Raw genomic sequence first — 22,013 nt, forward strand, 5'->3', positions numbered from 1 at the left:
GTCGGCAGGTCGCTGACCCCGCTGCCGCGGGCACCTGCGGGAGCGGACTCTTTTGTCTACTCTCCAGGTGGGGCCGGTGGCGGCCCCACCTCTACCGCAAAAGGAGCGCTGCGTGGATATCCCGTTCCGCAGGGAATTGAACGATGCGGAGACAACGTCCGCGTGGCATACCGCTCAACACCGGCTCGGGTTCGACCACCTGCGGCCCTCCTCCGTCAAGTCGGCCCCCAGCGTGACCTGGTCACTGGCCAGCCTGACCACACCGGACGGCTTCCCGGACGAGGACCGGGTGGACGCACTGTGCCGCGTTGTCAGCGACGCGCTGCGAGCATGTACCCCGCAGGGCACCGACCTGTTGCTCCTGGACTGGCAACATCTCTGCTACAGCGTCGATCCGCACCGCGCGGCGGCCTCAGTCTGGAGCAACGCCTTCATCCCCGACCCGGACCCGGCGTTCGTCATAGCACCCGACTTCAGCTACGGGGTGTTCGGCCAGGCCTCCGACGACACACTGCTCGTCTTCGGACAGGCCCTTGTCGACCGGACCATGCCACAACTCAACCCCGTCCTCGGAGAGCCGGTCGGCAAGGACGCCTGACAGCCCCCGCTCCCGCACCCCCAGCCATGCGCGCGGTGGGCCGCTCTTCGTGCGACGCGTACGCGTTCGCGGACACCTACGAGGACGGTGCGCGTCTTCCTGCGAGCCGGCGGGAGAGCACCTATGGAACCATCCGCGCGGGCCGCCTGCCCGGTTCAGGGGACCGGCAAGGATCCTTCGCTGTTGGTCGGGACGCGGCTGGTGGAGGTTGTGGCGTCGCGGCTGACCGTGGTGGATCGCTGTGAGAGAGAGCCGGTCGATGTGTGGCTCCGCGACGACGTCGGTGCCTGGACCTGGATCACCGCAGGTTCGGACTGGTGTCTGGCCGTAGCAGCCTCACCCCCGCCGGAAGCTTATGATCTGGGCGAACTGGGCCGGATCGACGTAGCGCCCGATCGCAGCTCTCCCTTCCACCGTCACCTCGGGGAGCCGGTGACCGCGGTCCGCGAGCGGTTCGACCCGTTCACGGGCCGGACGGGCCTGCTCGTCCTGTTCCCGTCCGGTGGTGTCGACTGCGACACCTGGAACGGTGACCTGCGCGTGCGCCGACAGGTTCTCGGGGCCGCGGCTGAGCGGTGACTGCGGCATCCCAGGGCGCGCCGTGGCCCTTCCTGATCCGTGCCGGTGGCCGATGTTCCCGGATGCCCTGGATCAGATGTGGGCCCTGATCTGCCGGACGGGGTGCCCGAGTTGATGGGCCACGGCGGCCAGTTCCTCCTCGGTGAACCAGATACGTTCGGGGTTGGTGACGGCGATCTGGAAGCGGGCGAAGCCGAGGGGCCACTGGTAGTGGAGCGCGTCGAGCGTGGCGGCGGAGCCGCAGCAGGGAACCCGCACGGCCAGACTGGCGAAGCCGTCGAGGTAGCGGGCATCGACGGCGCGGCGAAGCCGGACGAGAACCTGGCCGCCTACCTCGACCAGGGTCTGATCGCTCCCTGCCGGGCCCTGGGCCTGGGTTGCGGACCGGGCCGCAATGCCGTCTACCTCGCCTCGCACGGCTTCGAGGTGGACGCCGTCGACCTCTCCCCGGTGGCCGTCGCCTGGGGCAACGACCGGGCCGACCAGGCCGGAGTCGACGTCCGCTTCCTGTGCGGTGACGCTTTCGCCCTCCCCGTCACCGAGTTGAGCGGCCCGTACGACCTGGTCGTCGACTCAGGATGCTTCCACCACCTGCTGCCGCACCGCCGCGTCAGCTACCTGGCCCTCCTCGACCGCGTTCTCGCCCCCGGCGGCCATCTCGCACTCACCAGCTTCGCCGTCGGCGAGGCGGGAATGGGTTCGGAGCTGTCCGACGCGGACCTCTACCGTGAACGCGATTTGCAGGGCGGCCTCGCCTACACACCCGACTCGCTGCGTTGGATCTTCTCCGACCTGATGGAGGTCGAACTGCGCCGCATGCGGGAGGAACCGCCCGAGTCGGCGCTGTTCGGGGTGGCGTTCCTGTGGACCGCGTTGTTCCGCCGGGGCGCGGCTGCGTCAGGCGACGTTCATCCTGCTCACGACCTCGCGTAGGCGCTCGTCCTGGGCCTGTTCGTTTCGCCGGATGATGTAGCGGTGGATCATGCTGCCCCGCCCCCAGGCAGCTCCCTTGCCGCTCATGGCCCGGTCGGCAAGCGCAGATGCCGCAGAGCAATCACTGACGAGGTCTCCTCTTGCCACACGCCTGCACCCATGTCCGTCGAAAGGCGCCGTCGCCTCATCCAACGGTGCAAGAGCCGACCGATCGCCCACGTCGCTGTCGAGATGACGATCTCCCGTGCATACGCGCCAAAGTGGGTCAACCGCTACCGGCTGCGGACGTGCTCTGTTGCCGGGGCGCCGGAGAACATTGGTTGTCGGCGTTCTCCAACGACCCGGCTTTCGCGGAGGTCTCGTTCGCAGTAGATGGAGGAGCACCGCCGTAGTCGCCAACAGTAGCCGCCGGAGAACGCCGTTCTCCACGGTGCTGTGATGTGGAAAGCCCCGATCCCGCCCTCGCTGCCTCGGATCTGCACGTGGTGATGTGCTGTGCGATGTGCACTGTTACCTGTACGCGGTGCTGAGCTGCATTGTCATAAGGGGAGTCGAACCCCCGCGTTGCTCCTCACGCGCCAGGAGTGGGCCGGAAAACCGCCGGCCCTCGGTGTGTGCACGCCTCCGAAGCTGCTACCTGCTCCACATCTCCCAGCTTGCCGGTGAACTCAGTCCAGCAGATAGACTTCCCAATTCGTACGCTGGATCCGCACATCGACCTCGCGGATCTCCCGGGCGAGTGCGTCTGCCTGTCCGCGCAGTTCCGCGACCGGAAGCGCGGAAAGCATCATCAGCTCCGACCGAAGCTGTCGGCCGTATCCCCGCTCGCCCTTCCCCGCCGCCGCATCAGCCGCCGCGGTGACCACGGAGTGACGCAACCGTAGGACATCCCGGCGTGCGAGAGCATCGGTGAGCGTGCCGTCCGGACCCATCTGCACAGCGGCATTGGTCCGGTTGATCCGCCGGATCAACGTTTCCAGAGCGTCAAGTACCTCACCGGCCTCAGCCAGCAACTGCGCTGCGTCCTCGGCGGGTGTCTCCCCTTCCTGGTACCGCGCACTGCTGACGATACGCGCTCGCAGCTGTTCTACACGGCGCGTCGCCTCCGCACGTTCTGCCAGTGCCTCAGCAAGCTTCATTGTCTCCACCTCCCCCTCCACGAACTCGCACGAGTATACGAGTACGAACCAGCTCGTACGCACCTGGTTCTGATCTGCCGGAGACCCGACCAGTCACAGGAGCGAGTGTGGTCACCCCTTCGCGAGCCGGGCCACCATCGGGACACACACCCGGCCACCAGACGTCAGCCGCGATCTGTCACGCCGCAGCTGCCCGCATCGCGGCATGGCGGAAAAGCCGTCGGCATTGACCTGTCCGCAGCCAATTCGGCGAGCCCGTTGCCAGCCGCGTGCCACAGGAGTTCGAAGGCCTCGGCCCCTGCCAAGTCTCGCGCTGACCACAGCGTGCATGGCACGTGTCCGAAGGCGCGAAAACGCCAAGACTGTAGTTGTCCGCTTTGATGATGTCTGACGTCGGGTCGCCGGATGCGGTGGAGTTGGGCCTGTGGAAGTCTTGCGCCCGTGCTTCGGCGCGACACTCCGAGTTGTACCGAGTGTCGCAGGTGTCTTGGTGGGCCTGGCCCCGCAGGACCGACGACCATGAGGTCGCCGGTCCTCAACCCTCGGAACTCAAAGCCGATACCGCCTTGAGTCTGCGGCTACACCCCGAAGTCTCCAAGTTCGTCGAGGAGACGGCTTCGTGCCGCCTGTAGGTTTTCGTCGTAGTCGGCGGCGAAGATTTCCGGAATTTTGGTCTCCAATGAGCCGCTGATCTTCAACAGCGGTTTCCATACTGCACGGTGGCAAGCCCCATGGGCGCCCGCGCCGAGTCTCGTTCGCGCTCTCGTGGCGCACCACGGTCACCAACTTGCCGAAACAGCGCGGGCTCAGCCCGGGAACGGGGCTACCCAGGACGGCTCGGACGCCGTGATCACACCAGTCACAGCGTGATCGTCCCAGAGCCCGACCACATGGCACGATGACGACCATGTCAGGTCAGGTCTGGGTGTCACTCATATCGTTGGGCGGCGTTGTCCTCGGCGGCATGCTGTCCTACCTCGTGCAGCACAGGACTCAACTGTCAGCGGAACGCGCTGAAGCGCAACGGCAACAGAACACCCTGTCGGAGGCTCGGCGCGCGGAACGGCTGACGCTGCTTGAGCGGTTCATCGAGGTGGCGGCCGAGGCCGAACGCTCCGCGTTCAGTCGGCCTCCCGAGTTCGATGACACCCACCCCTGGTACCTGAAGACCCAGGACGTCATGAACAGGCTATGGGTCGCCGAGCGGCTCATCCGCGTCCAGTTCCCCCTGCCGGTGCATGACGCGGCACGTGCGTACTTCCTCGACCTCAACCGGACGGTATGGGAAGGCTTGCCCGGCGGTGAGAGCGTACGGGACTACCTGGAGGACAACCGGCTGGCATTCCTCGACACGGCCCGAGCGGTTATGGGATAGCCCACCACCGAGTCCTGAAGATCTTTACGGGACAGTCTTCAGAGGTCGTTTTGTCCCGGAGTTTCATGCCGAAATCTAATATTTAGCCGGATATGTCGGGTGCGCCAGGGCCGTGTTTCCCGTGCGGGGAGTCGTGCGGGAGGTAACGCCACTGCACCCCGGTCCGGTCCACGTAAAGGATCGCGTCCATGATGTCGCGCAGGTCGTGTTCCGGCGGCCGGCCGAAGTCGACAGCCCTGCCGCGGCGCTCGAACCGCCAGGCCGCAAGGACCGGCTCGATCAACTCCCAGGGGGCGGGGGCATCGGACAGATCACTCGGAGACGGGCGTGGCGCCGGCATGCTGCCGGCGTACCGCCCCGGACCGAGTCCACCCAGCCGCACAGCGACGACAACGAAAACACGCGGCCGCGAAGGTCAGGCATCCTGGGATGAGACAGGCATCAACCACGTGCCGGATCCGGCGGGGCGCGGTGGATCGTATGGAGACGCCACGGCCGCCGCACGGTTTCGTCGTGAGTGGGGACGGCGCGGTAGCCCTGGCCGGTGATCGGGGCGATTGTCGTGGCGGGGAGACCGAGAACTCGGTCGGCCACTCCCGCGGCCGGCTGGTGCCGTCGGGGAGCAACTGGTGGAGAGGCGGTATCCCGAGGGTGTGCTATTCACGGATGCCTACGGCCTCGATCGCAGGCCGACGGCTTGCACTTCAGGTCGCGGCCGACGCGGTGGCCAGGGCGACGAAGACGCAGATCGCGACGGTCCCCCTATCTGGGGCCAAGGGATCACCGTCGGAGCCGCCGTCACGAGCCCGCTCAACGGGGCGTGTTGGGTCATCGCGGCCAGTACGGTCGCCAAGGTGGCGAGGGCTGTGCCGGTGACCACCGCCACGGCGGACTCGGCCGCGGCGGCCTTGACCTCGTAGTCCCACGACCGCGCGTCCGGGGCGATGGGGATCTTGTCGTGGGGTCTCTTGATCGCGGCCGGGTTCGAGAAGGAGAAGAGCGGATGCTCGTGCCAGACCGGGCTGACCGTGCCGTGGCCGCCGGCTGCCTTGCCCGTGTTGCTGATGTGGTGTTCGAACGTGGTGATGTTCCGGACTGCCGGAGGCACTGGTACCGGCGCCGGCAGGTGGGCCGTGGCCAGCTCGACGGTCTCGGTGGGTTCCCTGGTCGCGGCGGTCTGCAGCCCGCCTTCGGCGCGCAGCTGCTCCAGCAGGTTCGTGCCCAGGGCGTGGATGGTGTTGTCGTGCACCACGCCGCAGCGTGTGGAGCCGTCGGTGGAGCGGTAGCTGACCCGCCTCATCGGGCAAGGCCCCCCGGGTGTAGTGGTGGAGTCTTCGTGATCCCAACTGTTCTCACGGGGTCACCGTCCGGGCGAACTTGACGATCTCCTCGACGAACAACTCCGGCTGCTCCAGGGCGGCGAAGTGGCCGCACGCGGGGATGTCGTCGGTGAAGTAGCGCAGGTCGTGGTTGGCGCGCTCGGCCCGGATGCGCGGGGTGCGCGTCAGTTCGTCCGGGAAGACGCTGACGCCGACGGGGAGGTCCGGCTCGGTCAGGGCGAGTGGCTGCCGGGCGTACTCCCAGTACAGGCGGGCAGAGGATGCGCCGGTGCCGGTGTACCAGTACAGGGAGATGTGGTCGAGGATCTCGTCGGGGGTGAGGGCGTCGGGCCGTGTCCAGTCGAGGAACTTCTCGTAGATCCACGTGGCCTGCCCGGCGGGGGAGTCGGTCAGGGCGTAGCCGATGGTCTGCGGCCGGGTGCGCTGCACGACGTGGTATCCGGAATGGACGGTGAGGAAGCGGCTGCCTTGTTGGGGTGCGGCCTTCTCCTCGGGGGTCGGGTCGTCGCCGACCGGTGGCGCGGCGAGGAATTCGGGGAAGTTGAGGTGGATCGCGCGCAGGCCTGCCGGGCGCTGCGCCCCCATGCGGGTCGCGATGACACCGCCCCAGTCGCCGCCCTGGGCCAGGTAGGAGTCGTAGCCGAGGCGCTGGATGAGTACGCCGTACGCGCGGGCGATCCGGTCCGGGCCCCAGCCGGTGGAGGTGGGCTGGTCGGAAAAGCCGTAGCCGGGCATCGAGGGGATGACGAGGTGGAAGCCGTGGCCGGTGAGCGGGCCGACGGTCCCCAGGAACTCCAGGAACGGGCCGGGCCACCCGTGGAGCAGCAGCAGGGGGGTGGCGTCGGGGTGCGGCGAGCGCACGTGCGTGAAGTGGATGCCGAGGCCGTCGATGGTGGTACGGGACTGGCCCAGCTCGTTGAGCTGCCGCTCCAGCTTGCGCCAGTCGTAGCCGGTGGCCCAGTACTCCAACAGCTCTTCAAGGCGCTCCCGTTGCACCCCCTGGCTGTTGTCCGGTGCTGTCTGCCGGCCGGCCAGGCGTACCCGGTGGAGCCGGTCCTTCAGATCCTCCAGGGCACTGTCCGGAATGGCGATGCGAAAAGGTGTCACGCTGTTCGATGTCACGATCACCACGGTGCGGCCACCACGGGTTCGCGGTCCAATGATTGTTCCGCAAAACGTCATACGGGGTTTGCATAATGCCAGTTAGGGTGGGTTGATGTCCGAGCCCTTCCCCGCGCCCGTCGACCTCGACCTGCGGCTGGTGCAGTGCTTCACGGTCGTCGCCGAGCACCGGCATTTCGGCCGTGCCGCCGAGGCGCTGCACACCACGCAGCCGTCGCTGAGCCGGCAGATCCGCCGCCTCGAACAGCAAGTGGGCGTCCGCCTGCTCGACCGCACCACGCACGCACCCGGCTCAGCGAGGCCGGCGAGATCTTCCTGCCCCGGGCCAAGGGGCTGCTGCGTGCCGCGGTCGAGGCGATGGCCCGCACCCGGGCCGCGTCCCGGCCCAGCAGCGTCACCATCGGCTACACCAAGGGGCTGATCATCACTCCGGCGGTGCGCGCCCTGCGCGACCGCGATCCCGGTGCCGAGGTCAACACCCGCCTGCTCGCCTGGAACGACTCGCGCGGCGCGTTGCTGGAGCACCGCGTCGACGCGGTGGTGACGCGTCTGCTGTTCCCCACCGGCCAGCTACGCGTCACCGTCCTCTACGACGAGCCGCGCGTGCTGATTGTGGCGCGGGACCATCGTCTGGCCGGCAAGGAGTCGGTCACCCTCGACGACATCGTGGACGAGCCGATCCCCCGCGTACGCCGGTCCGACCCGCTGCTGAACGCCTACTGGCGCCTCGATCCCCGGCCCGACGGGCGGCCCGCGCCCGACGGCCCCCTGCTCGAAGCCCTCGAAGACGAACACGAACTCATCGCCGCCGGGCAGGCCGTGGCCATCGGGCCGCCCCCTCGACTACGCGACCGGGCTGCATCCCAGCCTCACCACGGTCCCGTTGCGCGGGGTCGGACCGAGCCAGGTCGTGCTCGCCACCCGCGCCGGCGACCGCAGCCGTCTGGTCACCGCTTTCCGCAAACACGCCGAAGCTCTGCTCACCGGAACCCACCAGATCGGACCGGCACGCACAACATGATCCGCGGCGGCTCCGCCCGCCCGCCCACACGAGCGATCACGGCCCGCGCCTGATCTGCCGCCCCGGCGCCCCGGTGAGACCGCCGGACCGGTCCGGGAACTTCCTCCGCACCGTCGAACTGGACGACGCCGCGCGGGCCGCGCTCGGTCTGGGCGTGCCCGACCCGGTCTCCACCGTGTTCTCCCCGGACGCCGTATCCCTCGCACCACAACGCGTCCTCGCCGGACACACCCCGCGGAAAATCGCACGCCGGCTGTGTCGGAATGCTCCGGCGGATCGGGCCTTAGCCGCCAGTGGACCCTGTTCCCGGCCGTCATCGGATTTCATGGGATCTCCTTGGACCGGAGCCCGGAAAAGACCGGTCCATCGGGCCCCGCCGGGCCTGTCGTCATTCTTTCCTACGGCGACATGAAAGCGCGGAGGCCGGTGACCGGCGAATCCAGGCCGGGCAGTGGTGAACTCGATGGCGCGGAAAGACACCGCCGGCGTTCAAGGGCGGGTTCGCCCATAAGGCAGGCGGGCACCGGGAGCGCGATTGGCGATGTACGGAACGGCGGAATGCGTGATACGCCACACGGTCAGCCGTCACGGATTCAGACGTAATGACATGGCTCGCCAGGTAAGTCAAGACTTACCTTTCGGAATCCTTGGTCGTATGGTGTGGCTCCAATCGAAGGAGCCTCCCTGTTGTCGAAGATGAATGACCCAGCTGTGCGTGCGGTTGACTTGGAGCAGGATTATGTGTCCTCCGTGTACGAGTTGCTCACCGAGCGGCTTTGCGAGGCGCGAGCACACCGGGCGAGTGTGCTGAAGGCCCCGGCGGGCAGCCCCGGTGAGGCGTACGCGAGGGAAATCGCCGCCGAGCGTCTGGCGAAGGAGATCGGCCGGCTGGAGGGCGCCGAAAAGGGGCTGGTCTTCGGACGCATCGACTGGACGGATGGCACGGCCCTGCGCATCGGGCGCATCGGACTGCATACGGAGGAGGACGACCTGCCTCTGCTCGTCGACTGGCGCGCGAACGCGGCGCGGCCTTTCTACGAGGCGACACCGGTCCACCCGATGGGCCTGCGGCGGCGCCGGCACCTGCGCCTCGAGGAGCGCACGGTCATCTCGGTGAGCGACGAACTGCTGGACGGGACCGCCCCGACCCACGATGACATCGTGGGGGACGGCCCGTTGACCGAGGCTCTGTCGGCACGGCGTACGGGCAGGATGCACGCGGCCGTCGCGACGCTGCAGGCCGAGCAGGACGAGATCGTCCGCTCCGCCCACCGCGGGGTGACCGTGGTGCAGGGCGGCCCCGGCACCGGCAAGACGGTGGCCGCCCTGCACCGGGCGGCCTATGTCCTGTACGCGTTCCCACGCGCCGCGGAGGAAGGTGTCCTGGTGGTGGGGCCGAACGCCCGGTTCCTCGACTACATCTGCCAGGTCCTCCCCTCGCTCGGCGAGAACGACGTCGTCCTGGCGACCTGCCGGGAACTGGCCGGAGCGTCCACGGACACGGTCGACCCGTTCGATACGGCGCGCCTCAAGGGCGGCTCCGGCCTCGCCGACGCCTTGGCCGGCCTGCTGCGCGTCCACCAAGCCCCCGCCGGTGACTTCACCGTGCGGGTCGGACAGGAACTGGTTCACCTCTCCGGCGAGGAGGTCGCCACGGCACGCGACGCCGCCGTGGCAGCCGTTGCGGGGCACAACCCCGCGCGCCAGGTGTTCAAAGAGCTCCTGGCCGACGCCGTCACCGACGCGATGCGACGAGACATGGGTGACCTCCTGGAGCAGATCGACGCCGATGCCGAAAGGATGACGGGCATCAACCTCGACCGGTTCACGGGAGCCGCCCAGCGCCGCGTCGAAGGCGCGGCCGATCCCGGCCCGGCCCACGAACTGGACCTGGACGCCGTCCGGGCCGATCTCCTCGACGACGCCGGCGTCGACCGAGCGGTCGAGGTGTTGTGGCCGCGGCTGGCACCCGGTGACCTCGTGAAGGCACTCCTGACGAACGCCGCAGCTCTCGCCGAGCACCTGCCCCGCCTGACCGCGCACGAGCGGTCCCTTCTGCTGCGCGGCCCGGACGACCCGTGGACCGTTGCCGATGCGCCGTTGCTGGACGAGGCGGCGAGCCTGGTCGACGGCCCACCCGAGCGGACGTACGGGCACGTCGTCGTCGACGAGGCGCAGGAACTGACCGCCATGCAGTGGCGGATGATCGTCCGCCGCTGCCCGTCGAGGTCGATGACGCTGGTGGGTGACTTCGCCCAGGCAGGCCCGGTCGCGACGGCACGCGACTGGAAGGAAGCACTGGGCCCCCACGCCGGACCGAGGTTCAAACTGCACAACCTGACCGTCAGCTACCGCACCACGCAGGAGATCCTGGCAAGCGTCCGGGACCTGCTCACCCGGATCGCTCCGGACCAGAAGCCCACACGATCACTGCGAAGCGGTGAGAACCCTCGCACCGTGACCACACCTCCGGACGGGCTGGTCACCGCCGTCGTTCACGAACTCCGCGCCCAGAGCGCCGCGTACCCGGGCGAGCTTGCGGGAGTGATCTGCGCGGACACCAGGGTGAGCGAACTGACGGCCCAGGGCATCGCTCACCACGCACGCATCGTGCCGGCGTCCGAAGCACGCGGCCTGGAATTCGACACGGTCGTCGTCCTGAACCCCGAGGAAATCATCACCAACCGCCCCGGCGGCGAAAGGGACTTGTACGTAGCCCTGACCCGGGCCACCAAGCGCCTTTGCACCATCACCGTCCAGCCCGCCTGACGGCCCGGCACCCGCGCCGTCGCTGCGCGGGCGCACCCGGCGCGGCGCAGACACCGGCCCGCGCGCCATCGAGGCCCGCACCGCAGCCCCTCCACCACCGCCCGCGACCAGTACCCCGGCGGGATGCCCGGAGCCGGGACCAGCCCCGCGAGCCGTGTCCAACGCCAGGTGGCAACCGGGGCCCCGGCCGTTTGACGGCCTGGTGTTCGCCGTACCCGCCGCGTGGTGCCATGACGGCTCTCTCTGTTCTCTCGCTGCGCCCTGTGCGTCAACACCCGGTCCGGGCCGGGGCACCCGGATCGCCTCCATGACTGGCTCGATTTGCGGGGGAACCGCCCCGCTGCCCGGCCGTGACACGACCGGCAGGGGCTTGCGGTCCTGCTCGACCGCGAGGTGGATCTGGCTCGTCCGTCCGCCCCGGGTCGGCACGGGCACGGGGTGGACGGCCCGTTCGGCATCGCGCCCGGGAGAATCACGCCGTGCGAACGGCCGAGTCGGCTCCGCGTCCGGTCCGTGAAGACGGCTTCAGCCGCGGACCGCGCCGGTGAACGCGGGCAACGACCCGCCGGTGATGCCCGTCCGTCCGGTCCCGGCGGCCACTGCGGTCCGGAGCGCCGTCGGGCTCCCGGCCGTCCCGGCCGCTGGCCGCGACGCGCCAGGCGCGACCCATCGCACCATCCCCACAGCCGCACGACGGGGTGCCGTGTCCGGGACACGGCACACCCCGCACGCCGCGCAAGGCGGTGCGGATACCGCGCCTGCCGATCTCGGCCCGGCCGGGCCGGCGAATCCCCGGCGGCGAGAGGCTCCCGTGCGCTCTGCGGGACGCCCAGGATCCGATCAGCGGGGCAGGTCCGGGCGGGGCAGTCCGATCGGGTTGGGAAAGGCAGTACGCCGCAGGACGTGATGGCGCGGACGGCCGGGGTCAGTGTGTGCAGGAGGCGGTCCGCATCCGGTTCCCGCAGGGGGCGCAACAGCCGTTGGGCGAGGCGGTTGGTGGCGTCCTCGATGTGTTCGCGTTCCTGGCGGCCTCGTGCGGTGGCGTTGCCGTGTTCGTCGAGCAGGGCGCGTGACCGCAATTCGGTTGGGCGGGCCGGCGACAGGCTGAGGGGCCGGTGAGGCATCGCGTCCCCACCGGGTCCCCGGGTTGCCGACGTTCGACGCCGCCGACCTGATCGCGTTCGCGACCATCGAGGGCGCGCGGGCCTGCGGGATCGACGACCGCACCGGCAGTGTGACGCCGGGCAAGGAGGCCGACCTGATCATGGTCCGCCTCGACCACACCAACCTCCTGCCCGCGACGGACGTGGCGGCGTCCATCGTCGCGGGCGGACACGCCGGGAACGCCGACCTGGTCGTCGTGGCCGGCGAGGTCCTCAAGGAAGACGGAGCACTGGTCAGGGGCGACTCCGTCTTCGCGGAGGCGGCGGCCTCCCGGGACCGGCTGTTCCACGCGGCCGGCCTGCCGCTCCCCTCCTGAGCCGGACCCCGCAGCCCGTCCCGGCCCTGTCCCGGTCCTGTCCCGTCCCGGTCGGTCGGGCCGCGACGGGCCGGCCAACGCGCCGGGGCGGCGGGAGTTGATGCCGTCTGCCTCCGGCAAGGCGGCTTCGCGGGGGCTGGCTGGCGGGTCGGGGGGGTGGGCGGAAGGGCATAGGCGGCTGTCCGGGAGGTCAACAACTGCCGTGTTGGTCCCGGGTTGGCCTTGTGGTGGTATTCACTCGTCCCCACCGGCCGTGGCAGGCACATGGTGTCCGGGCCGGGCAGGGCTGTCCGGGGCCTGCGGTGTGTGGGACGCCCCTCGTTGTGGGGCGGTGCGGGGGCCGGGTTCCGTTGAAGGTTTGCGCTGTAAGGGGAAGGGAGTGGGAGTGGCCGGCGATGTGCTGGAGAATCTCGATGGTCTCCTGTCTCCTTACGGGGTGGCCGGGGGCGTCAGGGAGTTGCCGTATGCGCCGGGGGAGCCCACGGTGCCGGCGTACGGGGCGCTGGCCGGCCATGTGCTGCGTCTGCTGGACGCGGATCCTTTTCACCGGCCGGGCGGGCCGGGGGGCAGGCCCGGTGCCTCGTACGACTACAGTTCGGCCGGGACCGCCCAGAGTCCTGAGCGGGCACGTCTGCTGGCTTTGGCGGAGCTTTTGGAGCGCTACTGCGCCACGATGGCCCAGGACCCTGGTGTCGTGGTGCGGGCCAGCGCGGTGGAGCTGGGGGACGAGGCGCTGGATCTGGGGTCGTTGCCGCGGCTGTCGGCCCAGGAGTACGCCTGCGCGGGCCAGCCGCTGCTGCCGCCGGATCCCGCTGCGCCGATGCGGTGGGTGCGCGGCTGGTCGCTGACCCGGCGGCGCCCGGTGTACGTGCCGGCGGTGATCGCGTGGATGGGGTGTGCCCCGCAGCGGCCCGCGGAGCGTATCTGGCACCCGGTCAGTACCGGTTTCGCGGTCCACGGAGATCTGCGTACCGCGGTGATGCACGCGCTGTGCGAGTGCGTGGAGCGTGACATGATCAGCACGGTGTGGCTGCGCCGTCTGCCGCTGCCGCGGCTGGACATCGGCCGCGTGAGTGAACTGGGGGATGCGGCCCGGGTGATGCTGGAGCGTTACCGGCGGTCGGTCCTGGCCGATCCGGTCCTGTTCGATGCCACTTCCGATCTGGGGATTCCCACGATCTACCTGGTGGGGCGTGCGCCGCACAGTTCGCGTGCGGCCACGATGGTGGGGTGTGCGTCCGGGGCCGATCCGCAGCAGGTGCTGGCCAAGGTGCTGCGTGAGGTGATCGCCTACCGGGTCGCGCTCCACGTCGACCATGAGGTTCCTGCCGAGGTCGGTGACTTCCAGGATGTGCTGGACGGTGCGCAGTGGATGGGCCGGCCCGAGCGTGCGGATGCTTTCGGCTTCCTGCTGTCCGGTGAGCGGCGTGCGCGGCTGTCGGACATGCCGGTGCTGGCGCGTGGTGATGCCGCCGGTGATCCGGATCTGGTGGTCGGGCGGCTGCGTGAGCGGGGTATGGAGGCGGTGGCGGTGGATGTCACCACCGATGAGGCGCGTGATGTCGGTTTCCATGCGGTCCGTGTCTTCGTCCCTCAGCTCGTTCCGCTGTCGTTCCAGCAAAACGGCCGTTATCTCGGTCATCCCCGGCTGCTGGACGCTCCTGAGCGGCTGGGTTATCCCGAGTGTGCCGGTACGGACATCAACCCGCTGCCCCAGCCCTTCGCCTGACGTCCCCCACCCCCAATCCCCCTTCCCTTCTTCCTTCCTGCTTGTTTCCTCGTCCCTTGTCGGCCGGTGTGCCGGCGCTCTGCCTTGGAGGTCCGTGTCGTGGGCGTGCCGCCCCTTCACCTGGTAGCCCTGGACGCGTGGGGCGAGGCCGTGGTGCCGCAGCCGGACCGCGGCGTGGTGGTCTCGGCCGTCTCCGCGGCGCCGCGGGCCGGCGCCGGGGGCCGTACGGTGTCCGCGGCTCCGGCCACGTGGCCGCAGGCGGGGTGTCACGTGGTGGCCTGTGCGCGTGAGGACGTCTCCTTCTTCCGTGACGTCGACACGTTCTGCTTCCTGTGGTCGCTGACCTGGGCGCCTTTGGTCCTCACGCCCCGCGGGGTGCGGCTGGGGCCCGTGGTGGTGCCGGGCCGTTCCGCCTGCTACCACTGTTTCCTGCGGCGGCAGAGGCAGCACGACTGGGATGTCGGCGATACCCAGGCCTGGTGGGACAGCGTCACCCGGGACCCTTCGAACTGCGTGGCGGGGTGGCTGCCTTCGGACGTTCTGATGGCCCGGGGACTGACCCGGGTGCTGGCCGCCAGGGGGCCCGGCGCGTTCGCCGGGACGGTGGTGACCTACGACGGGGTGACCGGGGACGTCAGCGGTGACCCGGTGACCGGGGTGCACGCCTGTCCGCGCTGCCGGCGCCGCCCGGACCGCCGCGCCGATACCTGGACCGCCCTGGCCCAGCAGTTCCCGCCCCCGTCCGCGACGGCCTGCCCGCCCGTATCCGCGCCGGTCTGCCCGGCTGGTGGGGAGCAGGCCCGGTGAAACTCCCGACCCGGTCGGTGGGGGCCGGCACCGCCGCCCGTCACCTGCACCGCAGCCCGCTGCCTGCTGTGCCGCGGCTGCCCCGGCTGCGTCACGGCATCCGGTTCCTGAGGCTGCCGGACGGTATCCAGTTCGACGGCGGGCCCGAACGCGAGGTCCTGCGGGGCACCGCGACCCGGCACCTGCTGCCGCGCCTGCTCCCGCTGCTGGACGGGGCCCACGACGTGGCCGCTCTGGCCGAGGCGGCCGGCAGCGAGACCGGCGTGATCGAACGCCTGCTGGCCCTGCTGCACCTTCGCGGGCTGCTGGAAGAGGGCGCCTTCGTCCCCGGCACGCCCACGGCGCTGGCGCTGTCCAGGCTGGGCGCCACCACCTGGGCCGATGCCCACGCCGGGCAGAGTGTGGACCGGCTGGCGGCCGCCCGGGTGGCCCTGCACGGCACCGCGCCCCTGCTGTCCGAACTGGCCGGAGCCCTGCGCGAAGCCGGGACGGGGGAGGTGGTGACCGCCGGGCCGCAACCGTGCCCGGCCGACCTGGCGGTGGTCCTCCTCGGACCCTGCGGCATGGCCGGTGACGAGGCTGAGCGGCTGTCCGCGGCGTACGCACGGGAACCGGTGGCGCTCCTGCCCTGGTTCGTGGCCGGGCCCGTCTCGGTGATCGGCCCGCTGCTCGCCCCCGAACTCGACCTGTGCCTGGGCTGTCTGCGGCGGGAGCTGGCCGACACCGGCAGCACCCCGCCGCCCGGCCCCGCCGACCCCTGGACGGCGGTCCACGCCGCGCTGGCCTGCCGCGAGGTCCTGGCCTTGCTCGCCCACGTCCCGCCCGCCCACTCCCCGGACGGCGCCACCCGCTACGACCTGGAGGCATGGACGACCGAACGCGCCATGCCCACCGCCGGCCCGTCCTGCCCCGTCTGCCGCCCGCGGTCGGCCGCCGAGGAGGCGTCCGAGCCCGCCGCGTGTCCCGGCTGCACCCCGGCAGCCGGCCGTCTCCCCGGCGCCGACGTTCCGTCAGACCACCTGCCCACTGCCGGCTCGTCCTGCCCCGCCTGCCACCCGCGGTCGGCCGCCGAGGAGGCGTGCGAGCCCGCCCCGCGTCCTGCCTGCGTTCCGGCAGCCCACCGTCCCCCCGATGCCGACGTTCCGGCGGCCCACGTGCCCACTGCCGGCTCGTCCTGCCCCGCCTGCCACCCGCGGTCGGCCGCCGAGGAGGCGTGCGAGCCCGCCGCGTGTCCCGGCTGCGTCCCGGCAGCCGGCCGTCCGCTCGACGCCGACCCGGTGTCCGTCGCGGTCCGCTACCACCAGGCGGTCGCCAAGCCGGCACTGCACCGGGTGACCCCCGCCTCCCGCCTGCAGTCTTTGAGCCGCCTGCCGGCAGCGGTACAGGAACGCCGCCGGTGGCCCAGCGCCGCTCTGGTCCCCCTGCCGGCTCTGCCCGCCCCCGGCACCCCGTGGCGCCCCGCCGGGCCCCCCGGCACCTCGTGGGGCGGCGCCGCGGACGCCGGCACACCACGGGGCCCCGCCGGGCCCCCCGGCATCCCGTGGGACGGCGCCGGCGCCGGTGCGGCGACCGCGGCCAAGGCACCGGCTCTGGGCGACCTCGCGCTGCTGCTCGGCATGACCGCGGGCCGCCGCGGCGCGCAGGGCATGGATTTCTGGGCACCCAGCGGCGGCAACCTCGGCTCACCGTGCCTGTACCTGGCCGCGCGGGGCATCGACGGGCTCGCCGACGGCTGCTACGGCTACGACGCCCTCGCCCACGCGCTGGCCCGGCTCGCCGGCCTGCCCGCCGTGGACCTCGTTCCCGGCCCGCACGCCCCTAGCGCCGTGCTGGTGCTGACCGGCGACGTGCCGCGGATCCAGGGCAAGTACGGCCCCTTCGCCCTGCACCTGGCCTGCCTGGACGCCGGGGTCGCCCTCACCCAGCTCGAGACCGCCGCCGGCCTGCTCGGACACCGTGTCACCCTCCACGACGACCTGCCCGCGCCGGGCGTCGCGGCCCTGGCCGACGCCTTTTTGATCGACTCCGGCCGGGAACCGGTCACCGCGGTCCTGTCGGTGACACCGCATGCCCGCGACCGCGGTGAGCCCCCGCCGTCCACGGGCGCCGCCGGCCCCGTCCACCCCCAGGAGCGGTGATGGCGGACACCTTCCCGCTCCCGGCGACCCCGCAGCAACTGGCCGACGGCCTCCTGCGCGCCTACGCGGCCGGACAGCCGGGCGCAGGCGGCACCGTCCCGCCCCGGCTGCGCCCCGGCCTGCCCGCCGGCACCGCGCCGCGCCACCGGCTGCCGCCCCCGGCCCCGCCGCTGCGGTCCTTGCACGCCGTGCTGGACGAGCGCCGCACGGTGCGTGACTTCGCCGCCACGCCCCTGCCGGACGCCGTCCTGGCCGCGGTGCTGGCCGCGGCGCGCGAACACGACGCCCGCACCGCACCCGGCGAGACCCGGGCGGGCAACGGCCTGGCCCCGCTCGTCGTCGCACGGCGCGTTGCCGGACTCACCCCGGCCGTCTACGGCACGGGGCCCGACCCGGCCTGCCTGTACCGGTACGGGCCGCTCACGTCCCCGGCATGGCACTGCCTGTTCGCCGATCCGCAGATCGCCGGCGCACCCGTGCTGGTCGTGATGGCCGGCAGCGTCGCAGCCGCCTGCATCCGGCACGGCGCACGCGGCCACCTGCGGCTGCTGCGCCGGGCCGGATCGGCCGTGCACGCCGGCTGGCTGGCCGCACTCCAGCGCGGATACGGCGGGGTGATCCTGGGCGCCACACTGCCCAGCCCCGAACTGTCCGCGACCGCCCGCCTGGACCCGGTCAGCCGCCGGCCCCTGGCCGCCCTGGCCCTGGGCACCCCCGGACCGGACCCGTTACCGCACCCCGCGGCCCCGTCTTCCGCCGGGCGCTGACCGGCGGACCACCGACGTGCACCGCCAACCGGCGGCGCAGCAACCCCAGACACGCATAAGGAGGTGATTCGGTCATGATCGAAAAGGAGAACGAGAACGCCGCCGAGGCGGACGAGTTCCTGTACGCGGAGGTCCTCGAGGACACCGCGACGTCCTACAGCAAGGGCAGCTCCAGCTGCGGCTTCAACCCTTCGGGTACCTGATGCAGTGGCCGGCGGGAGCGCAGCGCTCCCGCCGGCCGCCGCACACCGCGCCGTGGGGCCACCGGCCCTGCGGCCCGGGCAGGCGGTGCGGGCGGATCGAGGAAAGAAAGAGAGTGTTCCATGCGGCTTCCCGGCGCGTTCACCGCGATTCCGACGGTGACCGGGGACGGCGTCCGGCTGCGCGCACCGCGCCAGGAAGACCTGCCCGGCCTGGTCCGCGCGTTCAGCGACGAGCGGGTCCGCCGCTTCATGCCGGTACCGTGCGAATACACCGCCGCCCACGCCCAGAACTTCATCGACACCGCGCCGGCGATGTGGCGGGCGCACCGCGCGGTCTTCGTGCTGGCGGACGCGGCCAGCGACACCTTCATCGGCGAGGCGGAACTGCTCTCGCTCAACGAGCTCTACCGCAGCGCCGAGGCCGCGTTCCTGCTCGACGCGCCCGCCCGGCGCCTGCGCACAGCGGTGGCCGGCGTGCGCCTGCTGTGCCGGTTCGGCTTCGAGGAACTGGGGCTGACCCGCATCGAGGCCTTCACCGACCTGGACAACAGGGCCGTCCACTACGTGGGAGCGCACGCGGGCTTCCGCAAGGAGGGGATCGCCAGGGGAAAGATCCCCGGCCCCGGCGGACAGCGCCGGGACTGCCTGGTGGCGGCACTGCTGCCCGGGGACCTGGCACCACAACGGTAAGGCAGCCGGTCGGCTGCGGCACACAGGGCAGATGCGGGTACGCGGTGTCCGCGGAAAGGGGGGGCGGTACCCATGGCCGGCCCTGCCATCGAGGCGGTCCGACTCACCCGCACCTTCGGCGGGTCCACCGCTGTCGACGCCTTCGACCTGACGGTCGCGGCCGGCACGGTGGTGTCCCTGCTCGGCCCCAACGGGGCCGGCAAGACCACGATCGTGCGCATGCTCGCCACCCTCATCCGGCCCACCTCCGGCTCGGCGCGGGTGTGCGGTCACGACATCACCACCCGCCCGCAGGCGGTGCGCTCCGTGATCAGCCTGACGGGACAGTTCACCGCGCTGGAAGACACCCTGACCGCGCGCGAGAACCTGCTGCTGATGGCACGGCTGCGCGGACACGGCAAACGCGGGGCGGCCAAGGTCACCGACTGGCTGGTGGACCGCTTCGAACTCGGGGCGTTCCGCGACCAGCTCGTCAAGACGCTCTCCGGCGGCCAGCGCCGCCGCGTCGACCTCGCGGCCGGCCTCGTCGTCCAGCCCCGCCTGCTGGTGCTCGACGAGCCGACCACCGGCCTGGACCCCCGCAGCCGCGAGACCGTCTGGTCCACCGTCCGCGAGCTGGTGGCCGAAGGCGTCACCCTCCTGCTGACCACGCAGTACCTGGACGAGGCGGACGCCCTGTCGGACCACATCGTCCTGCTCGAACACGGCCGGGCGACGGCAAGCGGAACCCCGGCCCAGCTCAAAAGACGCGTCGGACACCAGCGCATCGATGTCACCACGGCGGACGCCACCGGGTTCACCCGGCTGCGGGCGGCCCTGGCACCCCGGTTCACCCTCACCGGCGTCCCCGAGCGGCTCCTGCTGCAACTCCCCGCCCCGCACGCGGCACAGGACCTGGCCGCCGTCAGCCAGGCCGTGCGCGACAGCGGCGTGCCCGTCGAGGAGATCGTCCTGCGAAGCCCGACCCTGGACGACGTCTTCCTGACCCTGACCGGTCACCCCCCCAAGGACAGGACATGACCACCCCCACCCCGCCGCGCCCCGCTCCGCCCCGGCCGGCCACGCACCAGCGCAAGGCCCTGCGCCGCTTCCGCACCTGGCGCTACCTGCGCGAGACCGCTCTGCTGGTCTCCCGTACGCTGCGCGTCGCGGCGCGGATGCCCGTCCGCATCGGCGGCGTGACGCTGCAGCCGGTGGTCAACACCGTCTTGTTCGTCACCGTCTTCGGCAGCGCCGTCCACATCCCCGCAACACGCTACCCGGACTACCTGCTGCCCGGCCTGATCGCCCAGTCCGTCGCCTTCGGCGGGGTCAGCGCGGGGGTCGCCACCGCCACGGACTTCTCCCTCGGCGTCATCGACCGTCTCACCTCCCTGCCGATCACCCGCCTGGCCGTCATCACCGCGCAGATCGTGGGCCAGGTCATCGAACAGGCCGCCAGCATGCTCGTCGTCGCCTGCCTGGGCGCCGCACTCGGCTGGCGCCCCCGCGTGAACGCCGACGCCATCTGCGAACTGGCCGGGCTGCTGCTGCTCGGGCTGTTCGCCTTCACCACCTTCGGCGTGCTCCTGGGCACGATCGTGCGCACCCCCGCCACCATCCAGGGCCTCGGCTACGGCATCCTCCTGCCGCTGGTGTTCCTCGGCGGCACCTACGTCCCCGTCACCGGCATGCAGACCCTCCCGCGGACGATCGCCGAGTACAACCCGATCGCCGCCCTCGTCGCCGCCGTCCGCCAGGTGGCCCAGGGCACCGGCTCCACCGGCAGCTTGATGCTGGAACACCCGGTCCCCTCCACCGCCGCCTGCTGCACCCTCCTCATCGCCGTCTGCCTGCCCCTGGCCGTGAAGAAGTTCGGCCCCGGGCCCTGAGCCCGCCCCCCACGACGTGTGCACGGCCGACGGGAACCGGCGTGGAGCCAGGAGCCCCGCCGGCCCCCGGCTTCCCGCCCGGCGGCGCCGGCCCCACCGCCAACGCCAGGACAGACCACCACTGGCCCGCAGACTCGGGCCGGCCCGGCTGAGCTGCCCCGACTTTCGTAGAGTCCGCGATCGTGTGATCAAGCGGTCTGTGGGACTTGCTCCGGTCTCGCCCAGTACGCCTGTTCGTACTCGTCGGGTGGCAGGTAGCCGAGGGCGGAGTGGAGTCGTTCACCGTTGTACCACGCGACCCACTGGAAGACGGCCCGCTCGACTTCGTCGAAGTCCCGCCACGGGCCCTGATGCTCGATCAGTTCGGCCTTGAATGTGCCATTCAAGGCCTCGGCCATCGCGTTGTCGTACGAATCGGCGACGGAGCCCACGGACGCGGAGGCGCCGGCCTCGGCCAATCGCTCCGTATAGCGAATGGACACGTATTGCGACCCGCGGTCGCTGTGATGAATGAGGCCGGCGTCCTTCTTGATCTGCTGCCGCCACAGCGCCATCTCCAGTGCGTCCAGCGGCAGGTCCGTGCGCATGTGGGTGGCGGCCTGCCAGCCCACGATCCGGCGGGAGTACGCGTCCAGGACGAACGCCACGTAGACCCAGCCCGACCACGTGCGGATGTAGGTCAGGTCCGCCAACCACAGCTGGTTCGGCCGCTCGGCGGTGAACCGCCGGTTGACCAGATCCGGCGGACGCGGCGCGGTCGGCTCGGGGACCGTGGTGCGACGACGTTGCCCGCGGATGACGCCCTCGATCCCGAGCTCCCGCATCAGCCGCTCGACCGTGCAGCGGGCCACCGCGTGGCCGGCGCGGACCAGCGCGCGGGTGACCCGGCGGGCGCCGTAGGTGCGGCCGGAGTCCTCCCACGCGGCTGTGACCAGCGGAATCAGCTCTTCATCACGCAACCGGCGGGCGGACTTCGGTCGCGTCTTGCGCGCGAAGTACGTCGAGGGAGACAAGCCCAGCACCCGGCAGACGGGATCGACCCCGAGGCCCTTGTCTCGCAGGTGGTCGATCACCTGCTCGGCCTCGTCCGGGGACGGTCGATCTCCTGGGCAAAAAACACGCTGGCGGCCTTGAGAATCTCGTTGGCCCGCCTCAACTCGGCATTCTCTTTCCGGAGTTGCTTCAGCTCCTCCAGCTCGGAGCTGGTCAGGCGGTCGTCGCGCTCGCCGGCGTCGGCCTCGGCCTGGCGAACCCATGACCGCAGGGCCTCCTTGTGGATGCCGAGGTCGCGGGCGACATGCGTCACTGGGCGGCCGGTCGAGCGGACCTCGCGGACGGCGCGCTCGCGGAGTTCATCGGGGTACTTACGTGGTGCTGGCACTGCAGGTGGTTCTCCTTACGCCTGGATCGTAACCCAGGCTTCAAGGACTCCACGAAGATCAGTGCAGCTCA

Annotated in this window: 19 protein-coding genes and 6 pseudogenes; 16 read left to right on the forward strand and 9 right to left on the reverse strand. The window is 71.1% G+C overall.

The window, feature by feature from the left end:
* The first annotated feature begins 112 nt into the window (after window positions 1-112).
* Window positions 113-598 carry a DUF2716 domain-containing protein gene (locus SCATT_RS35485; RefSeq protein ID WP_014627171.1) on the forward strand — a complete coding sequence of 162 codons (486 nt, stop codon included), beginning with the start codon at window positions 113-115 and terminating at the stop codon, window positions 596-598.
* A gap of 123 nt (window positions 599-721) precedes the next feature.
* Window positions 722-1,177, forward strand: coding sequence for a hypothetical protein (locus tag SCATT_RS38380; protein WP_014150482.1), 456 nt, complete (start codon window positions 722-724; stop codon window positions 1,175-1,177).
* A gap of 72 nt (window positions 1,178-1,249) precedes the next feature.
* Here the strand turns inward: SCATT_RS38380 and SCATT_RS38385 are convergent, their stop codons facing one another.
* Entirely contained in the window at window positions 1,250-1,435 is a 186-nt protein-coding gene (locus SCATT_RS38385) for a hypothetical protein (RefSeq protein WP_193789276.1), read from the reverse strand.
* On the opposite strand from SCATT_RS38385, the gene SCATT_RS35500 reads away from it, so the two are divergent.
* Together SCATT_RS35500 and SCATT_RS40200 are read left to right on the forward strand one after the other, a co-directional pair.
* The gene (locus tag SCATT_RS35500) at window positions 1,388-2,110 is read left to right on the forward strand and encodes a class I SAM-dependent methyltransferase (RefSeq protein ID WP_231904877.1); all 723 of its coding nucleotides are present in this window, start codon (window positions 1,388-1,390) and stop codon (window positions 2,108-2,110) included. The two genes, SCATT_RS38385 and SCATT_RS35500, sit on opposite strands and share 48 nt — an antisense overlap.
* A gap of 159 nt (window positions 2,111-2,269) precedes the next feature.
* Window positions 2,270-2,389, forward strand: a pseudogene (locus SCATT_RS40200) (IS481 family transposase); the annotation flags it as partial.
* 389 nt (window positions 2,390-2,778) lie between these two features.
* Here the strand turns inward: SCATT_RS40200 and SCATT_RS35505 are convergent.
* Window positions 2,779-3,249, reverse strand: coding sequence for a DIP1984 family protein (locus SCATT_RS35505; RefSeq protein ID WP_014150479.1), 471 nt, complete (start codon window positions 3,247-3,249; stop codon window positions 2,779-2,781).
* Between the two features lie 720 nt (window positions 3,250-3,969).
* Window positions 3,970-4,112: pseudogene (locus SCATT_RS37635) on the reverse strand (IS5/IS1182 family transposase); the annotation flags it as partial.
* Between the two features lie 35 nt (window positions 4,113-4,147).
* On the opposite strand from SCATT_RS37635, the gene SCATT_RS35510 reads away from it, so the two are divergent.
* Entirely contained in the window at window positions 4,148-4,624 is a 477-nt protein-coding gene (locus SCATT_RS35510) for a hypothetical protein (protein ID WP_078590497.1), read from the forward strand.
* Window positions 4,625-4,742: 118 nt separating this feature from the next.
* Here the strand turns inward: SCATT_RS35510 and SCATT_RS35515 are convergent.
* The 3 genes and pseudogenes from SCATT_RS35515 to SCATT_RS35525 form a co-directional block, all read right to left on the reverse strand.
* Window positions 4,743-4,964, reverse strand: a pseudogene (locus SCATT_RS35515) (transposase); the annotation flags it as partial.
* A gap of 330 nt (window positions 4,965-5,294) precedes the next feature.
* On the reverse strand, window positions 5,295-5,873 hold the full coding sequence (locus tag SCATT_RS35520) for a hypothetical protein (RefSeq protein ID WP_231904874.1): 579 nt from the start codon (window positions 5,871-5,873) through the stop codon (window positions 5,295-5,297).
* Window positions 5,874-5,976: 103 nt separating this feature from the next.
* Window positions 5,977-7,086 (reverse strand): epoxide hydrolase family protein, encoded by a 1,110-nt coding sequence (locus tag SCATT_RS35525; protein WP_050990271.1) that lies wholly within the window; start codon window positions 7,084-7,086, stop codon window positions 5,977-5,979.
* A gap of 94 nt (window positions 7,087-7,180) precedes the next feature.
* On the opposite strand from SCATT_RS35525, the pseudogene SCATT_RS35530 reads away from it, so the two are divergent.
* Window positions 7,181-8,107: pseudogene (locus SCATT_RS35530) on the forward strand (LysR family transcriptional regulator).
* A 741-nt stretch (window positions 8,108-8,848) separates the two neighbouring features.
* Window positions 8,849-10,876: a HelD family protein gene (locus SCATT_RS35535; RefSeq protein WP_014150470.1), complete on the forward strand. Its 2,028-nt coding sequence runs from the start codon at window positions 8,849-8,851 to the stop codon at window positions 10,874-10,876.
* Window positions 10,877-11,820: 944 nt separating this feature from the next.
* On the opposite strand, the pseudogene SCATT_RS40845 reads toward SCATT_RS35535, so the two are convergent.
* Window positions 11,821-12,000: pseudogene (locus SCATT_RS40845) on the reverse strand (helix-turn-helix domain-containing protein); the annotation flags it as partial.
* 23 nt (window positions 12,001-12,023) lie between these two features.
* On the opposite strand from SCATT_RS40845, the gene SCATT_RS35540 reads away from it, so the two are divergent.
* The 9 genes from SCATT_RS35540 to SCATT_RS35575 all read left to right on the forward strand — a co-directional run bounded on the left by SCATT_RS35540 (window position 12,024) and on the right by SCATT_RS35575 (window position 20,561).
* Window positions 12,024-12,356 (forward strand): amidohydrolase family protein, encoded by a 333-nt coding sequence (locus SCATT_RS35540; RefSeq protein ID WP_014150469.1) that lies wholly within the window; start codon window positions 12,024-12,026, stop codon window positions 12,354-12,356.
* 385 nt (window positions 12,357-12,741) lie between these two features.
* Window positions 12,742-14,085 carry a YcaO-like family protein gene (locus tag SCATT_RS35545; protein ID WP_041823513.1) on the forward strand — a complete coding sequence of 448 codons (1,344 nt, stop codon included), beginning with the start codon at window positions 12,742-12,744 and terminating at the stop codon, window positions 14,083-14,085.
* A 99-nt stretch (window positions 14,086-14,184) separates the two neighbouring features.
* Window positions 14,185-14,892, forward strand: coding sequence for a TOMM precursor leader peptide-binding protein (locus SCATT_RS35550; RefSeq protein WP_014150467.1), 708 nt, complete (start codon window positions 14,185-14,187; stop codon window positions 14,890-14,892).
* Window positions 14,889-17,030: a hypothetical protein gene (locus tag SCATT_RS35555; RefSeq protein ID WP_014150466.1), complete on the forward strand. Its 2,142-nt coding sequence runs from the start codon at window positions 14,889-14,891 to the stop codon at window positions 17,028-17,030. The genes SCATT_RS35550 and SCATT_RS35555 overlap by 4 nt, the downstream gene beginning before the upstream one ends.
* Window positions 17,030-17,797, forward strand: a complete 768-nt coding sequence (locus SCATT_RS35560; RefSeq protein ID WP_014627183.1) for a nitroreductase family protein — start codon at window positions 17,030-17,032, stop codon at window positions 17,795-17,797. Before SCATT_RS35555 ends, SCATT_RS35560 begins: the two co-directional genes overlap by 1 nt.
* A 74-nt stretch (window positions 17,798-17,871) precedes the next feature.
* Entirely contained in the window at window positions 17,872-18,000 is a 129-nt protein-coding gene (locus SCATT_RS40525; RefSeq protein ID WP_014150464.1) for a hypothetical protein, read from the forward strand.
* Window positions 18,001-18,120: 120 nt separating this feature from the next.
* Window positions 18,121-18,690, forward strand: coding sequence for a GNAT family N-acetyltransferase (locus SCATT_RS35565; RefSeq protein WP_014150463.1), 570 nt, complete (start codon window positions 18,121-18,123; stop codon window positions 18,688-18,690).
* 72 nt (window positions 18,691-18,762) lie between these two features.
* Window positions 18,763-19,710 carry a daunorubicin/doxorubicin resistance ABC transporter ATP-binding protein DrrA gene (locus SCATT_RS35570; protein WP_014150462.1) on the forward strand — a complete coding sequence of 316 codons (948 nt, stop codon included), beginning with the start codon at window positions 18,763-18,765 and terminating at the stop codon, window positions 19,708-19,710.
* A complete protein-coding gene (locus tag SCATT_RS35575; protein WP_014150461.1) occupies window positions 19,707-20,561 on the forward strand; it encodes an ABC transporter permease in 855 nt (284 codons plus the stop codon). Before SCATT_RS35570 ends, SCATT_RS35575 begins: the two co-directional genes overlap by 4 nt.
* 188 nt (window positions 20,562-20,749) lie before the next feature.
* Here SCATT_RS35575 and SCATT_RS35580 read toward each other — a convergent pair whose 3' ends face one another.
* Both SCATT_RS35580 and SCATT_RS40205 read right to left on the reverse strand, forming a co-directional pair.
* Window positions 20,750-21,817, reverse strand: coding sequence for an IS3 family transposase (locus SCATT_RS35580; protein WP_014142133.1), 1,068 nt, complete (start codon window positions 21,815-21,817; stop codon window positions 20,750-20,752).
* Window positions 21,763-21,942 (reverse strand): annotated as a pseudogene (locus SCATT_RS40205) (transposase); the annotation flags it as partial. The pseudogene SCATT_RS40205 and the gene SCATT_RS35580, both read right to left, overlap by 55 nt.
* Window positions 21,943-22,013 lie beyond the last annotated feature (71 nt).

The sequence above is a fragment of the Streptantibioticus cattleyicolor NRRL 8057 = DSM 46488 genome, from assembly GCF_000240165.1.
GTDB classification, from domain to species: Bacteria; Actinomycetota; Actinomycetes; order Streptomycetales; family Streptomycetaceae; genus Streptantibioticus; species Streptantibioticus cattleyicolor.

Excerpts from the sequence above, each read along its gene's own strand:
- SCATT_RS38380 (WP_014150482.1), top strand. The coding sequence starts at position 722 with ATGGAACCATCCGCGCGGGCCGCCTGCCCGGTTCAGGGGACCGGCAAG.
- SCATT_RS35505 (WP_014150479.1), bottom strand. The coding sequence starts at position 3,249 with ATGAAGCTTGCTGAGGCACTGGCAGAACGTGCGGAGGCGACGCGCCGT.
- SCATT_RS35510 (WP_078590497.1), top strand. The coding sequence starts at position 4,148 with ATGACGACCATGTCAGGTCAGGTCTGGGTGTCACTCATATCGTTGGGC.
- SCATT_RS35560 (WP_014627183.1), top strand. The coding sequence starts at position 17,030 with ATGGCGGACACCTTCCCGCTCCCGGCGACCCCGCAGCAACTGGCCGAC.
- SCATT_RS40525 (WP_014150464.1), top strand. The coding sequence starts at position 17,872 with ATGATCGAAAAGGAGAACGAGAACGCCGCCGAGGCGGACGAGTTCCTG.
- SCATT_RS35565 (WP_014150463.1), top strand. The coding sequence starts at position 18,121 with ATGCGGCTTCCCGGCGCGTTCACCGCGATTCCGACGGTGACCGGGGAC.
- SCATT_RS35570 (WP_014150462.1), top strand. The coding sequence starts at position 18,763 with ATGGCCGGCCCTGCCATCGAGGCGGTCCGACTCACCCGCACCTTCGGC.
- SCATT_RS35575 (WP_014150461.1), top strand. The coding sequence starts at position 19,707 with ATGACCACCCCCACCCCGCCGCGCCCCGCTCCGCCCCGGCCGGCCACG.
- SCATT_RS35580 (WP_014142133.1), bottom strand. The coding sequence starts at position 21,817 with ATGGGTTCGCCAGGCCGAGGCCGACGCCGGCGAGCGCGACGACCGCCT.